The following is a 14,271-nucleotide window of genomic DNA, read 5'->3' as shown; positions in this document are numbered from 1 at the left end:
TACATTAGATATACGAGATTTAAATTATAGTTCCTTTTTCTACAATACTGCCCCTGTAGTTGAATTGAAAAGGGTGTTTAGCCCCTAAATGAAGTAAAGCCCTCGTTTTTTTAATAACTAATCTTACGCATAACTCCCTCGTAAAAGCAGATAATATGGTGAGGTGATTAGAATATGTTAAAAACAAGGATTGGTTATATTGTTTGTTTTTCAATTATTTTAAGCTTATTTGTTTACAGTAAGTCCATAAATACAAAATCGATGGAGTTATCTTTTTCGCAACCGAATAGTGATAAAAATGAACAGGAACGAATTCACGAATTGGAACAACGTTTAGATAGTCTCGAACCACCCGAGCCTACCACAATTCTTGATTCACCTTTTCCATTCGAAAAAGGAACAGAGGTGCATTTCCCTACTGATGTCATCCCTATTTCACAAGTGTTAAAAGAAGGAACAAAAATCCCTTTTAAAGTAATTAAAAGCGCACCGAACTATATTAGACCAATATATGAAGAAAACTGGCATAGCACATATTGGGGTGGAAGATGGAGCTATATTCCTTCTCGAATACACTATTCTCTCCACCGGATATTCCCTTTTTATGCCATTGGTATTTCAGCTGAATTAAATTTCCAACAGGATGTAGGTATTGCTTTTAATACTGCTACAAATGAATCAGACCTTGATCTGTATATAGTTGTGTTCCAAACAAATATCACAGATGTTTATACAAAAGGAAATCAAGTTGTTGTTGTTGGGACACCTAAACGAACAGGAGTTGAGGTTATAAACATTAAAACAGCAGATATATACCCGAGTAATAAGGAGAAATATTTGTTAGTTCAGTTAGCAACTAATGGAGCCGAACTCGATTATTCTTTAATTAGTTATCAACCACCCGATTTTTGGTTAAAGCTAAAACAAAAAAATGAACGTGAAAAATCTAAAAAACAGTGAACCATTGCCTTATCATGTAAGTTGATAAGGCTGTTCTTTTACTCGGACTAAAATAGATTGCAATAAAATCAATCTCCTTAACTCTTTCCTCTAACGCTACCGCACTTTTACCTCCACTCTTTGTTAACTCAGAGTCGCTCCAACCTTGCATCCTTTTTTGTGGATTCCATATAGTCTCTCCATGTCTGGTATCCTTTAGAACAGTCCCATTGCCTTAAGAAAATCTATTCGATTTTCGCACTCTTTAACGGAAATTCGCCTACCGGTAATCTGATTTTTATAGCTTAAGTACAAGTTTTGACAACAATCTTCCTTTCAAAGTAAGTAAAATGACGCATTACTTATTTTTATTGATGAATGTATCTAACATCCATTCATTAAATTTTTCTTTCTCTTCAAATTGTGGATAATGTGCTGATTTCTCGAAAGAAATAAATTCCTTATGTTCGGCTTCAATCATATCAAAATACTTCTTTGCTGCATTAGAGGAAGTCATATAATCGTATTTACCCATGACGAAATACAAAGGAATTTCAAGTTTTGTTACAATGGTAGGTATTGGATTTTCTAATAGATCACTTAACAACTTTTCTTGGGAATACCCCATACCATAGTTGTGACGAATAACGTCCAATAAGTTATACTCGCTGCTCAATAAAACACCTATATTATCACCATCGGGGTTATCAATGAGTCTAACAGCCCCGCCGTATTTCATAACATAGTTTCTTGGTGTAACCGTATCGCCATTTTTAATTTGCTCGGTGAGTCCTTGTAAATCTAAAACATCATCCGCATTACCATCCTTTTGGGCCTGGCTAATAGAGTATTTTAAACTTTCAATCTCACTTTCCTTTGTTTCACCCATTTGCCCAATCCCAATATATGCTTCATATTTTTTGGGGGATTTATAAGCAGCTTGTATTCCAATGTATGTACCAGAAGAATGCCCCATCAGTATAACCTTTTCTTTTTCAAGCCGTTCTGATATATATTCGGTCAAAGCTAATAAATCATCTACCAATAAGTCTGTTGAAAGAGTAGAATAGTCCTCAAAAAAGTGATATGATTTTCCACTTGCCCTTTGATCGTAATTAACAATTGTGAAATTGGCTTCCAATAAGTCTGCGTATTTAGTGGCATATGGTATTTCCGGAGCCCCAGGTCCTCCATGTACGACAATGATGACAGGATTATCCTTATCGTTGCCACGTATCATAATTTCGTGACCACTTCCATTTATCTCTACTTGTTCTAATGTACTTATACTGTTATCTCCTTTTATATTGGGTGTCCATGTAGGAAAGAAGAGCGCTATTACGAGTACTGTTACGATAGTGATTGCAATATATTTCATTAATTTCTTTATACGTTTCATCTAATTTAGTTTATTCCCTTCTATTTAACACCATCCCAATATACGATTGAACAAAACTTGCTCTTAATAAATGTGATGGATATTGATTATTTTTGAATTTCTTTTGCAAAAGGTGCCATAATTTAATAAAGAGTAATTTGTAGCTGATTGAACAGAGTTAATTAGAATGATTGGTAAGCCTTTGAATTTATCACCAGTTTTCGCCGCTAATAGCCTAGCTTATACCACGCAATATCTTACCAATCAGTGTGCTACTCGACGCAAGAGGAGCCTTTCAGAGCGTTACCTCTTCATTCGACTCCTCGACATCCCCCTTCAGTTTTAGAACACTATAACTGTCTAACCTTTACCGAAATTGTGTGACCACATTTCATTTGAGCCAGGAACGTTTTGCACCCAGAATCGCGTCCATTTTTTGAATTTCGCTATTCAAACAGGCTAAATATTATATCTGCAATGTAAGTTTCTGAAAATGCAGCCATAATAATTAACGGTAAAATTAAAATGGTGTAAATCTTTATAGTCTCTAGAACTTTTTTAATAAGAGATGTTCCTACTTCCTCTGCCTTAAATACATTTCTTATTTTGCTACAGCGAATATAAAAAAAATAATTGATCTTTTAAATCCAGTTTCACGAATTATATTTGCTATAGTAATCACCCCACTCAATTGATTTTTACTCAACCTTCGTACCCGATTGTGGAAGATTATCGTACTCGTCTTGTTCAACTAACAGCGTAATTTTAATGAGCAATACCGTTATTACTAATTTCCATAGGACCTAAAACTCTACACAAAATGGTTGAATACTGTTATCAAGACAGTGTTCTATTCTTTGCCTGAAGTTCCCAAAAGTTACCATTTCAAAAACTTGCTCAATAGGGAAGAATCCCACTTCTAAACTTTCTGGCGAAGTTGTTAATTTACCACCAATCGGCTTAGCTAAAAAGAGTGTATTACAAATTGACTTATCCACGTTTTGAAATATTCCGCAGAATTTAAGAACTTCAATATCAATACCTGACTCCTCTTTAGTTTCCCTAATTGCGGCATCCTTCAGAGACTCACCTTCCTCGACTATTCCACCTGGCATTTCCCAACCTCTCTTTGGTCCTTTAATTAGCAGAATTTCCTTTTGATCGTTGAGTACAATCGTTGCAGCTGAAACAAAGTGCTTAGATGGTGTGTAAATATGTGATGTGTTTTGTCCCAAAACGTTGCCCCCTCTTTTGTGTTAGTTAACTTTTCATCTCCATCAGTTCAATAATTCTTCCTCCAGTAACTGCTCTATTCAATTGAAGTAAAAATTACTCAAACTTAAATTCATAACCTATATAGTTAAATACATTTCTGAATCCTATACTCTTTGCGACCGCAATTGAAGGTTTGTTAGATTCCATACAATCCCAATAAGGAACAAGATTATTTTCCAAACAATCTTTTACAAAAGCAATGGCTACTTTTTGTGCTAACTTTTTACCTTGATGCTCTTCCAAGGTTTCAATATCAACACCATGTACATTATCAACTACAAAACCCGAAAAACAGACGCTAACAATTTTACTTTTACAAACTATACCGTATCCAAAGCCTTCATTAAAGAACCTTTCGGGTGAAGACCAGAACTCTACTATTTTGGAATGTAAAAACTCAATATTTTCAATTGATTTATCACTGTTTTTAAAAAGTGTTTTACTAATTTTCACAATTTTATATCCTTCTTCAATAGTAAGTTTGAAGTTGCCTTTATAATCTTTTTTTTGTAACGTATAAACCCTCTGATTCCAACTTCCTAAATTGCGGTTTTCAAACACCTTTATAATAGTCTCATCCCACTTATTATGATTACCAATCCCCTCAAACCAAGTTAATCCCACCTTCTTTGCTTCTAGAATGATTACTGTATCAATAAAATGATTTAATTCGGTATTGAACCCTTCGTTTCTTTCATCTCCAATAAAGAAAAAACCGTCATTATTACCTAACCAAATAAGTCCCGAAGCAGGAGATTCAATATCATCTACAAAAATACGACCTGGATTTATCCCTTCGACGACTGCTTTAGCTTCTAATTGACCTTGCTCATATAACATATATCTGCATTTAAAAAATTCTGACTTTTTTAATTCTGATATCATTACTTACCTCCTTATCTGCCGGAAATTAACTAATTCAGGAACCTTTTCTTTTTTAACAATCCTTCTTTGTTTGTTTAAGTACATCCCTTCACTTTACAATCTACCTGTTCTTCAACAATATGGCCCATTTGCTTTATACGGTTCGCTTTAGGGCAGCCCCATCGCCGAAGATGTTCTATTCAATAATCACGCCCGTTCATTTAATAAGCTGCTAATCCATAGTTAGCCAGTAAATATACAGAAATGAGATAGGCATGTCCTATGAGGATGAAGCCTTTCAAGAAAAGATATTAAAATATCAGATCGTGTACTTCCCCAGTAATAACCATGATTAAGCCGATCAATGAAAGCATTATACCTACGTAAAAAGGCCAAGGATTATCTTCTTTTTCTTTATCAAATGTAAAAAAGGTAACTATGCAAAAGATAAGGGTAATAACAGGAATAAAACCATACTGAGGTCCAAATGTGAACGCAATTCCACCCAATATCATTCCTATAAGCCCATAAGGATTTTGAGATTTTTTTCTGTCTATATATTCTTTATCATCATTGGATAAGCCCTCGTTTCTGTCCCCCCATATGTCGATGACTTTCATTCTATTTAGGAATTCGATAATTTTTTTAAATGCCTTCATAAATCGCACCTACTTTCCCGTTAATCCAGCCTCTATCATTTAATTACAATCTTTTGCACTCGTTTTGTTCATTGACATTCCTTAACTCTTTCAGTTCATTTCGATAGTCCTTAAAAAAGATAGGATCCGGTTTAAAGGCAATTGGCTTATATATACTAAAAAAAGAATACGGAAAAATCAACGTCATCAAAACTAAGCATATGATTACAATTAACCCTAACGTTCTTTTTCTTCTCAATTTGAAGCCTCCTTGAAGTGCCAGGCACCCGTTCGATTCTGGTTGTTCGGTTGCCTAGTGTTTTTCAAACTACGTTTTCAATAATCGCGCCCGATTGTTCAATGTTGGCACTAACCTTTATCCAAGGATTTCTCCCTGTTAGTTAAGTTAGGATATACTCCTTTGTTTATACTCTTCCGAAAAATTAGTCCAATATAAAATGAAAAACTGTTAATTTGTAGGAGTTTCGATTTTCTGCATATTTCCACTCCATATCTATTCTAGCTAATTCTGTCCAAATACTAAGTATTAACAGCAAAAACCACGTTTCAAAAAACCAAATCGAATCCATTGGTAATCTGGAGATACTAATAATAAACGATAATGATGAGGACTATGAAGGTAATTCTAATTTTCCTACCTATTTTCGATTGTTTTTCATTGACATGGTAATTTCAAGTCCCCGATAGCATTGCTCGACAGTAAATAAAAGTAATTACAACCTTTATAAGTATAGTAATCTATATGAGTATACAGTAAAATGCTCCTTCTGTAGAATAGATACTGACAACAATATCAGTTCCCTACACTATAAATGAAGGAGTATTTCATATGTAATGTGTAATGTGTAGACCAAGACATAGTCTTTCGTCAATACTAATCTCTATTGCCCCGAGGCGTATTGGCGTGTCCATTAGTCAATTATGTCTATGACAAGTTATCTGAATACACATTAGTCAAATCCTTGATTCTTGCAACTATATTCCGTTGGAGAAGTTGTGAGGAAATTGAACAAAGAATCCGCGCTAAACTGGCTACCTTAATCGAAATGGAGCTGGATTCTGTCACGCGCTTTGACCTTGTCTCCATACTAACTCGCCCGGAAATACTGCGACTGTTTAAGTTTACGGACAAGGAAGGTTCCATATATAGCCTGCTAACCAGTCGATTGGAATTGACTGAGAAATAGATATTGGACATGTTTAAAAGTCGTTGGTATATCGAGCTAGATCATCTGTTCAGCCACTCACCTAAAGGGATCTAGAACCAGCTTTTCATTGCTTTAATTACGGTAGGATTGGTTGAAATCATGCGCGTCGAAAAGCAATCTAAGAATACTGCATGAGAATTTCATCAACTTATCCAACACTATTTATTAGAGCCATGGGAAAAGACTCTAGAGGAATTAAACCGTAAAATAAGCCTAGTAGTGGAATATTTGTCAATAGTAAGTCCGTTTTCTAAAGTCCCTTTATTTCATCCATGTTCATCTGTATGTCCTCCCTTAGTTTGTGGTAGAACTGTTTTGTTAATTTCAGTGCAGTATGTACTGATGGTAGCAGTGAACTTTCAGCCGGACCGGTAACACGCATTACGAAAAGCAGACATGCTGAGCATGTCTGCTTTTTTAGTAGTCCTCATTCAATCACATATACGTGTCGATCGATTCATATATCTCGACATGAATAATGGGACCCAATTCCTGAACACGTACACCGATATTTATAAGATCAGTCTTTTTGTGGTCTGGTAGCTTAATATCGAAGGAGCCTGTTTTCTTTGCTACTGCATGGAACAAGTTGGTTCCCGCGTCTCTTGTGACCGTGGCAATTTGCTCAGCATCTTTCGGTAGTATATGCTTTCCTATGTTGTATGTCGCTCCCAAATCTACTGACGCAGTCGGCTTCTCCTCCAATACTTGGAGGTTATAGTAAAAGTTCGGAGCAGAACTTATCGCTTCGATCCCGTACCTTACTTCTTCTCCGCCAGCGAAATGGACAGTGGCAATATATAGACCTGGCTTATCGATCGGAATGCGGATATTATTATACTTACCCTCAGTATCGGTCTGATCGGTATCGCGGCAAACAGAGCGATTGGTCGAAAGACATTTTCTGAAATCCACATTGTCAGACAGCTTCTTTCCGTCCATTGTGGAGAGCGAAACGTTCTGGACTTGTTTTTTAACACTGATTATAGCTGGTGTAGTTAGAAAATCGTCTGTCTCTTCCAGTGTCAACTTCAGCTCGCCATCCACTTCTTTGATGTGCACATAATACTTTTGGTAGTATTTCTTATCCGGATTTCCCGTATACACTAAAGCGACACTAAATGTTCCCGTCCCTTCTTGGAGCGGGACTAAATGGATTTTATCCGCAGTATAGCTATTTGCTGTATCGCGTCCTACAACCGCATTGAACAAACCGTAATCCTCATGATTGGAATCGTACATTTTAAATTCTTCCCATTGGTAGTCGCTAGCCCGCAACGTAACAATCGGCGACTTTGCTTCCTCTGTAGCCTTCAGCATTTTAGCCGCTTGTCCTCTTGTGATGGACTCGTTCGGGCTGAATCTGTCAGTAGACGTTCCTGTCGTGATGCCGAGTCTATAGATGATAAGAATGTTCGGATCATGACCTGCCCCTCGTTTAACATCCTCGAATGGACTTTTATACGACGTGAAGTCATAGCGTGGCAGATCGAACGCTTTGACAAGTATCGAAGCCATCTGTGCCCGCGTAATAGGATCGTTCGGACCGAAACGTCCATCTCCATAGCCGCTGATGATGCTTTTTTCTGCCATAGCTGCGATGGCTTTGTAGTAGCCGTTCGCTTTCGAGACGTCTTTAAACCCCGGATTCTTTGCATTCGAAGTGTCCAATTTAATCATTTTTGCGATGATTGCGGCCGCCTGTCCTCTCGTGATAGAATTGCCGGGTCTATATGTGCCGTCCGGATAGCCTCCGATAATATTGCGTTCTGCCAGATCATAAACAGCTTCTGCAAAATGCTTTGATGACGGTACATCTGAAAATCGCTCTGTGCTTGCAGCGAACGTGCCGGATAAAGGCAGGCTATATACCAACAATAGTGCACAGAATAGAATAAGTAGTTTCTTCTTCATTTGCTCATATCCTTTCAGTCCTGTAAGTAGTTTTCATTGTATAGGAGGCTGCCGTCTAAAACGACTGCCTTTCAGACTAGATTGTGGTACTATGTATTCGTTCACTCTATTCATCTAACATATCACTGGTGTAATTAAGTATCGCCAAAATAGAGTAAGCGCATATTTGACGCTTACTCATCAAGGTTCTTAAGGTATATAACTCCAGGAAATACCAGTCTATTTTTTCATCAATTAGCACATTTCTTTTTATATTATCAATTAAAACTTCTTGAACTTTCATCAACATCACCTCAAGAACTGATAATAATTTATTTTAGAAAACCTTACTTATAAAAACTATAAATACTGTAGATCATCACTGAATATAAGCTGTTTTTAAACATAAAAAAGAAGTAGTGCTTAACTTTGCAAGCGTTAAGCACTACTTCTTTGTATACTGTATATAAGCATCTGTTGGCTTAGTAGGAATATATATGTTGAAAATAACATAACGAAATTCAGCAACCGGGCAGAAAGTTGAGCAATTAAGGGAGGAAAAATTATGTCCAATAACGTAAGAACAAGAAAAATAATTTTAGATTTAGCAGTTACTTTAGATGGTTTTATTGAAGGGAAAAATGGGGAAGTTGATTGGTGTGTCATGGATCCTGATATGGGGCTTAATGATTTCCTAAATCAAATTGATACTATTTTATATGGAAGAAAAAGTTACGACTTATGGGGACAATATACTCCAAAAAATGAAGATACTAATACTGAAAAAGAAATGTGGGAATTGGTTCACAGTAAAGAGAAATATGTGTTTTCCAGAACACAAACAGGGATTGATAATAAAGCAATATTCATAAATGAAAATATACCAAGGGAAATAAACAAATTAAAGAATAAACCCGGTGAAGATATCTGGTTATACGGTGGAGCAAGTCTTATTACAACTTTTATCGATTTAGGACTTGTTGATGAATTTAGATTATCTGTACATCCTGTTGTTTTGGGAGAAGGAAGACCGTTGTTTATTGATATAAAACAGAGGTTGAATTTAAAATTGATTAATACAAGAACTTTCTCCTCCGGCGTTGTTCAACTAATCTATCATTTGAATAGAAATTAATAATCTATTTCATAAGGAAAAAATCCATTTTGATCATTTTTTTCAAAATGGATTCTTTTTATTTTCCCCAGAATGAGTTTTTTCGGGATACTATTAATTAAATTTTATTCCAATGCTACAAGTGTTTCTTCATATTCAATTATTATGTCCGCAAAATTTTCTCCATCGTTTTGCCATTTGCTAACTCATCAATCAGCTTATCCAAATAGCGAATTTCCCGCATAGTTGGTTCTTCGATGTACTCCACTCGGACACCGCAGACCACACCTTCGATCAAAGCCCGCGAAGGATTCAGTTGGGGAGCTTCTGCAAAGAAGGTCTCAATGTCTGGCTGATTTTTTAGCTGCGCTTCAAACTCTTCCTGGCTATACCCTGTCAACCAACGGATGATTTCGTCGACTTCTGTTTTCGTACGTCCTTTTTTCTCCGCCTTCGTAACATAACAGGGATAGACTCTTGCGACACTCATTGTATAAATCTGATGTTTCGCCATGATACATCCTCCCTAAATGATTTCTATAAATGAAAAAGAGCGCTGATCTTTATTCGAGATAAGCGCCCGTTTGTAAAATATCTCACACTCCATTGGCAACCAGATTACTCTGGCAAGTTCAACTGCCAGGATATGCCAAATTGGTCATTCAGCCATCCGAATTTTTTGCTGAACCCATAGTTATTGATAGGCATGAGTGCTGTGCCATTTTGCATCATTTTATCGTAAAGGCTGTCAATTTCTTCTTCGGTCTCACAAGTAAGATAGATAGAAAAAGACGGGGTAAACGAAAACTCATGGTCAACATGACTGTCGATACACATGAACTCCTGCCCCTTTAACGAGAATACAGCATGTATAACTGTACCTTCTTTACCAGGTCCTTCAGCCCCGTATCGAGCAATGCTTTTAATTTCTGAATCCTCGATGAGTGATATGTAGTATTTCATAGCTTCTTCTGCAATACCGCCTTGAAACATTAAAAATGGTGTTACGTTTTTCATATTTAACTTCCCCTTCTTCACATAAATTGTAATGTTGCCTCCCTATTTCAACTAATTACTCAAACGGTTTTTAACCTGTATAGCTGACTTTCCCTGTCTCAACTAATTCTTTAAGTCCCATAAACATATAATTCCAGCCATGTTCAGAGCCATCATGCGTTTCGCCAAGAGCTTTTTCTACATCTGACTCTGTCCAATTCTCTTCTTGAGAAACATGGATCACTTGTGTGAACGTCATCTCACAGCCTTGCTGGAGTTCTTGTAGTTCAACTGTAATCGTATCTTCTAATTCGCTAAATTGTGGCATCTTAAAAGTAAACGCAATTTTTTTCGGAGGATCAATTTCGAGATATTCCCCAATCGCACGGTAATCTTGTCCTTCCCGATGGTCAACAATTTCCCAAGTACCGCCTACTTGAGGATTATTTCGTGTCACCTTATTCGTGCCTTCCAATGTAAAAAACCATTTTCTCATCATTTCTGGGTTCAGCCATGCGTCGAAAACCCTTTCACGTTTTACATTGAATTCTCTTTTCATTATTAATGTTCTTGTTGAGATGTTGTTCATAAAATTCCCCTTCCCATGATTTAGTGTTCTCTATTCTTGGCTTTCAATAACTCACTTTCCAGAATATCAAAACGATTACTCCAAAATTTTTCATAAAAACGGAGCCATTCAGAAGCTCGAGACAGTGACTCTGCATTTATGCTACATATATGCGTTCGTCCGGTTATGTTCCTTTCTACTAAATTTGCTCGTTCAAGAACCTTTATATGTTTAGAAATAGCTGCTAAAGACATATCAAAAGGCTCTGCTAACTCTGAAACTGTTCTTTCTTTTTGAGCCATCATATGAATGATTTCTCTTCTTGTTGGATCAGCTAAAGCATGAAATATTTCATTTAATTGATTTTCATTATGGTTAACCATGTAGTTTAATATATCAGTTCCCACTTTCACATTCAACCATTTAGTTAAATGATTTCAATATAATACATTCTACCTTATCAAAATTATTACCCTTTTAATAAAGTGTTATGCATTTTGGTTCCTTCACAGTGTCGAGTGCCAGGTTCTTAAGCAATTCAGAATTGAACGAGAACCTGGTACCTTTCACTATAGCCAATATAAACAGTATCCCTAACCAAAATTTTGGTCCAATACCATACATACATCTCTTCATAAACTCCAATTATCTTTCTATATAAATGTGAGAAAGCTTTCCCCAACAATCGTGCCGTTTGTTTAATACAGATAAATATAAGCGACCATTCCGAATATCCCCATGGCAATCATAGCAATACTTTTCAACGTACTTTTATTTCTGTTTACCAATTCCTCCACCCACGCTACACACCAACCAAGGAACACTAAACCCATTCCCGAATGTTGTAAGACTTTTATTCCCGGTGCCGAAACAGAACCAGTAAAAAACACAAGCAAACCAATAGTTATAGGTGCAGCTCCAAAAATAAATAAAGGTTCTTTAATTTCTTTTATAACCACGCGCCGTTTCTCTTCTTCCATTTTGTTGAAAGAACGCCACGCAAATAGAATGGGTAGCCCCCATAGTAACACTATATATACAAACTGAATTAGTCTCATATCAGTACCCTTTCTGATCTCCTGATTTCCATTTATAATCTGGGCCAATTCTAGATGTCCCAGTTATTATCCAGTTATCGCACCCCATTGCGAGATAGCGAGATATTCTATTTATTATCTTTCTTTGCTGATTTGTTCATCCATGCGAAGAAAATATAACCAAAGAACGCAAATATAGAAAGTCCAATATTGTCTACCCAGTTTATCTCTGGTTTGAATAAAAATTGTAAAACTGTTGGGAATATAAAAAACGACACACTATAAACTAAAGCCTGCTTGATCATACTGTCCTCCTATATTTTTAATTGCACCCTTAGTGAATCGACACTTTCTTTTACAAATAATTATATCATAGTTATTTTTTGGTTGTTTCTGTGATAAAATCCCCCTCTGCATCGCAGTTTTTTTCAATTAGCACGCCCGGTACACTATAACACCATTTGAAATATCTCCCATATACAATACCGTGCGAAAAACGACTTCTCTTTTGGGTTCATATTTGGGAAGTGTATCAGTGCATCCAACTACAAGAAATGATAATATGTATAATGGGCAAAGGATTATGCAATCGATAAATATGGTTTTTATTTGTTGCAACAGGAGGATATAGAATGAATAACGAAGATAATTTTTGGCTTGATTTACCGAAGCCGTTTTTTATATTAGCACCAATGGAAGATGTCACAGACGTGGTGTTTCGCCACGTCATTAGTGAAGCAGCAAAACCCGACGTATTTTTCACGGAATTCACAAATACAGAAAGTTATTGTCACCCTGAAGGAAGAGACAGTGTACGTGGTAGGTTAACGTTTACAGCAGATGAGCAACCGATTGTCGCTCATATTTGGGGCAATAAACCAGCATTTTTTGAACAGATGAGTATTGATATGAAAAAACTAGGGTTTAAAGGTATCGATTTAAACATGGGATGCCCCGTACAAAACGTCGCAGCCAATGGTAAGGGTGCTGGATTAATACGACATCCTGAAGTTGCAGCAGAAATTATTCAAGCAGCAAAAGCAGGTGGATTACCAGTTAGTGTTAAAACAAGGTTGGGTTACACAAATGTTGACGAGTGGCTCGATTGGTTAGGACATGTATTGAAACAAGATATTGCGAATCTTTCCATTCACCTTCGTACAAAAAAAGAGATGAGTAAAGTAGATGCACACTGGGAACTAATCCCTGAAATCAAAAAACTACGCGATGAAATTGCTCCAAATACGTTGTTAACCATTAACGGAGATATTCCTGATCGCGCAACAGGATTAAAATTAGTGGAACAATACGGCGTTGATGGTGTCATGATTGGCCGCGGCATTTTCACCAATCCATTTGCTTTCGAAAAAGAACCTAAAGAACATAGTGTGAAAGAGTTTCTCACTTTATTACTTTTACATTTGGATCTTCACGATAAATATTCAAACGAAATCGAACCTCGTTCATTTAAACAACTTCATCGCTTTTTCAAAATCTACATTCGAGGATTTGAAGGCGCAGCTGAATTAAGAAACCAATTAATGAATACAAATTCAACAGATGAAGTCCGTCGTTTAGTACAGCCAGTTTTAGAATTAGACTAAGTCAAGCACGAGACACGGAGACAGGTTCCGCGTCCCAAATAATACTAACTAAATACATTGGAAGAGTAACTGGAGGCGATGACGATGCAAAAGCTCTATTTTGAACCTGCATGGGACAAAACAATTGCCCCTGCTGATCGCGAAAAAATTACTCATCATTTCCGCCAACAAACAAAACAGCTACATGACGGTGTCCATTTGTCATTTTTATGGAACGCACGCAATTATAAAGGTGAACAACTGATTGCCGTACTCATTCACAATTTTGAGGACATAAATCTCCGCTTACACAATACAGTCATTTCCTATTTTGAACAAGGCAAACAACGGGCCAATGCTACGTTTAGCTTACCTTGTGAAATTGCCGGCAATACTTCTATGCCATGGACGTTTATATTTTCAGAAACGGATGAAACAAATGCAGACCCGCAATATATAATTTGGAATTAATACAAAATGGGGTCTACTAGGTTGCACTTAAAATAAAAGCTAAACAAATTTACACTAGTAGCACAAACCACGGACATGGTTTGTGCTACTATTTTTAAAATACTCAATGAAATTGTATGATATAAAAAACGTCAAAAGCCTTGCTGAATCAAGGGTTTTGACGTTAATTGAAAATCAATGAAACAAACTATGCAGACGGCGCGGGGGGCGAACCAATACCTCATGAAAACATTGCACAGCACTTTTCATAAGGTTTTCTACTTGGAATTAAAAATCGAGGGGATAT

16 protein-coding genes and 1 pseudogene are annotated in these 14,271 nt (G+C 36.5%); 4 read left to right on the top strand and 13 right to left on the bottom strand.

All coding sequences use genetic code 11. From position 1 onward, the window contains the following. Window positions 1–174 precede the first annotated feature (174 nt). The gene (locus MKX62_RS12455; protein WP_231885768.1) at window positions 175–960 is read left to right on the top strand and encodes a hypothetical protein; all 786 of its coding nucleotides are present in this window, start codon (window positions 175–177) and stop codon (window positions 958–960) included. On the opposite strand, the pseudogene MKX62_RS24450 reads toward MKX62_RS12455, so the two are convergent. From MKX62_RS24450 to MKX62_RS12425, 8 genes and pseudogenes are all read right to left on the bottom strand, one after another. Beyond that, window positions 947–1,138 (bottom strand): annotated as a pseudogene (locus MKX62_RS24450) (histidine phosphatase family protein); the annotation flags it as partial. The gene MKX62_RS12455 and the pseudogene MKX62_RS24450 overlap by 14 nt on opposite strands. Before the next feature lie 159 nt (window positions 1,139–1,297). After that, window positions 1,298–2,338 carry an alpha/beta fold hydrolase gene (locus MKX62_RS12450; RefSeq protein WP_340741555.1) on the bottom strand — a complete coding sequence of 347 codons (1,041 nt, stop codon included), beginning with the start codon at window positions 2,336–2,338 and terminating at the stop codon, window positions 1,298–1,300. Between the two features lie 782 nt (window positions 2,339–3,120). Continuing rightward, the gene (locus MKX62_RS12445) at window positions 3,121–3,552 is read right to left on the bottom strand and encodes an NUDIX hydrolase (RefSeq protein WP_340741554.1); all 432 of its coding nucleotides are present in this window, start codon (window positions 3,550–3,552) and stop codon (window positions 3,121–3,123) included. Window positions 3,553–3,646: 94 nt separating this feature from the next. Further along, complete coding sequence (locus MKX62_RS12440; RefSeq protein WP_340741553.1) at window positions 3,647–4,477, bottom strand: GNAT family N-acetyltransferase; 831 nt, start codon at window positions 4,475–4,477, stop codon at window positions 3,647–3,649. A 290-nt stretch (window positions 4,478–4,767) separates the two neighbouring features. Beyond that, window positions 4,768–5,115, bottom strand: a complete 348-nt coding sequence (locus MKX62_RS12435; protein ID WP_067206180.1) for a cell division protein FtsK — start codon at window positions 5,113–5,115, stop codon at window positions 4,768–4,770. A gap of 422 nt (window positions 5,116–5,537) precedes the next feature. After that, window positions 5,538–5,699: a DUF4181 domain-containing protein gene (locus MKX62_RS24445; RefSeq protein WP_435531917.1), complete on the bottom strand. Its 162-nt coding sequence runs from the start codon at window positions 5,697–5,699 to the stop codon at window positions 5,538–5,540. A 1,059-nt stretch (window positions 5,700–6,758) separates the two neighbouring features. Continuing rightward, entirely contained in the window at window positions 6,759–8,237 is a 1,479-nt protein-coding gene (locus MKX62_RS12430) for an S-layer homology domain-containing protein (protein ID WP_187046740.1), read from the bottom strand. 106 nt (window positions 8,238–8,343) lie between these two features. Continuing rightward, window positions 8,344–8,520: a hypothetical protein gene (locus MKX62_RS12425; RefSeq protein WP_338653442.1), complete on the bottom strand. Its 177-nt coding sequence runs from the start codon at window positions 8,518–8,520 to the stop codon at window positions 8,344–8,346. A gap of 261 nt (window positions 8,521–8,781) precedes the next feature. Between MKX62_RS12425 and MKX62_RS12420 the strand changes: the two genes are divergently transcribed. Continuing rightward, entirely contained in the window at window positions 8,782–9,351 is a 570-nt protein-coding gene (locus tag MKX62_RS12420) for a dihydrofolate reductase family protein (protein WP_340741552.1), read from the top strand. Window positions 9,352–9,493: 142 nt separating this feature from the next. Here MKX62_RS12420 and MKX62_RS12415 read toward each other — a convergent pair whose 3' ends face one another. The 5 genes from MKX62_RS12415 to MKX62_RS12395 form a co-directional block, all read right to left on the bottom strand. Then, complete coding sequence (locus MKX62_RS12415; RefSeq protein WP_067206172.1) at window positions 9,494–9,844, bottom strand: DUF2200 domain-containing protein; 351 nt, start codon at window positions 9,842–9,844, stop codon at window positions 9,494–9,496. Window positions 9,845–9,948: 104 nt separating this feature from the next. Next, window positions 9,949–10,347, bottom strand: a complete 399-nt coding sequence (locus tag MKX62_RS12410; RefSeq protein WP_067206169.1) for a VOC family protein — start codon at window positions 10,345–10,347, stop codon at window positions 9,949–9,951. Window positions 10,348–10,417: 70 nt separating this feature from the next. Beyond that, window positions 10,418–10,915 carry an SRPBCC family protein gene (locus MKX62_RS12405; protein ID WP_067206166.1) on the bottom strand — a complete coding sequence of 166 codons (498 nt, stop codon included), beginning with the start codon at window positions 10,913–10,915 and terminating at the stop codon, window positions 10,418–10,420. 20 nt (window positions 10,916–10,935) lie between these two features. Continuing rightward, window positions 10,936–11,301 carry an ArsR/SmtB family transcription factor gene (locus MKX62_RS12400; RefSeq protein WP_231885767.1) on the bottom strand — a complete coding sequence of 122 codons (366 nt, stop codon included), beginning with the start codon at window positions 11,299–11,301 and terminating at the stop codon, window positions 10,936–10,938. A gap of 291 nt (window positions 11,302–11,592) precedes the next feature. Beyond that, on the bottom strand, window positions 11,593–11,952 hold the full coding sequence (locus tag MKX62_RS12395) for a hypothetical protein (protein ID WP_156475960.1): 360 nt from the start codon (window positions 11,950–11,952) through the stop codon (window positions 11,593–11,595). A gap of 611 nt (window positions 11,953–12,563) precedes the next feature. Here MKX62_RS12395 and MKX62_RS12390 point away from each other — a divergent pair. Both MKX62_RS12390 and MKX62_RS12385 read left to right on the top strand, forming a co-directional pair. Further along, a complete protein-coding gene (locus MKX62_RS12390) occupies window positions 12,564–13,535 on the top strand; it encodes a tRNA dihydrouridine synthase (RefSeq protein WP_067206162.1) in 972 nt (323 codons plus the stop codon). A gap of 84 nt (window positions 13,536–13,619) precedes the next feature. After that, the gene (locus tag MKX62_RS12385; RefSeq protein WP_340741551.1) at window positions 13,620–13,985 is read left to right on the top strand and encodes an SLAP domain-containing protein; all 366 of its coding nucleotides are present in this window, start codon (window positions 13,620–13,622) and stop codon (window positions 13,983–13,985) included. The last annotated feature ends 286 nt before the right edge of the window (window positions 13,986–14,271 follow it).

This window comes from Sporosarcina sp. FSL K6-5500, from assembly GCF_038005665.1.
GTDB lineage: Bacteria > Bacillota > Bacilli > Bacillales_A > Planococcaceae > Sporosarcina > Sporosarcina psychrophila.
The sequence above is the reverse complement of the archived record's forward strand: the minus strand, read 5'-3'. Positions and strand labels throughout refer to the sequence as shown.

Coding starts and splice junctions, on each gene's coding strand:
- MKX62_RS12435 (WP_067206180.1), bottom strand. CDS start 5,115: ATGAAGGCATTTAAAAAAATTATCGAATTCCTAAATAGAATGAAAGTC.
- MKX62_RS12410 (WP_067206169.1), bottom strand. CDS start 10,347: ATGAAAAACGTAACACCATTTTTAATGTTTCAAGGCGGTATTGCAGAA.
- MKX62_RS12405 (WP_067206166.1), bottom strand. CDS start 10,915: ATGAACAACATCTCAACAAGAACATTAATAATGAAAAGAGAATTCAAT.
- MKX62_RS12425 (WP_338653442.1), bottom strand. CDS start 8,520: ATGAAAGTTCAAGAAGTTTTAATTGATAATATAAAAAGAAATGTGCTA.
- MKX62_RS12450 (WP_340741555.1), bottom strand. CDS start 2,338: ATGAAACGTATAAAGAAATTAATGAAATATATTGCAATCACTATCGTA.
- MKX62_RS12455 (WP_231885768.1), top strand. CDS start 175: ATGTTAAAAACAAGGATTGGTTATATTGTTTGTTTTTCAATTATTTTA.
- MKX62_RS12395 (WP_156475960.1), bottom strand. CDS start 11,952: ATGAGACTAATTCAGTTTGTATATATAGTGTTACTATGGGGGCTACCC.
- MKX62_RS12390 (WP_067206162.1), top strand. CDS start 12,564: ATGAATAACGAAGATAATTTTTGGCTTGATTTACCGAAGCCGTTTTTT.
- MKX62_RS12385 (WP_340741551.1), top strand. CDS start 13,620: ATGCAAAAGCTCTATTTTGAACCTGCATGGGACAAAACAATTGCCCCT.
- MKX62_RS12430 (WP_187046740.1), bottom strand. CDS start 8,237: ATGAAGAAGAAACTACTTATTCTATTCTGTGCACTATTGTTGGTATAT.
- MKX62_RS12415 (WP_067206172.1), bottom strand. CDS start 9,844: ATGGCGAAACATCAGATTTATACAATGAGTGTCGCAAGAGTCTATCCC.
- MKX62_RS12420 (WP_340741552.1), top strand. CDS start 8,782: ATGTCCAATAACGTAAGAACAAGAAAAATAATTTTAGATTTAGCAGTT.
- MKX62_RS12440 (WP_340741553.1), bottom strand. CDS start 4,477: ATGATATCAGAATTAAAAAAGTCAGAATTTTTTAAATGCAGATATATG.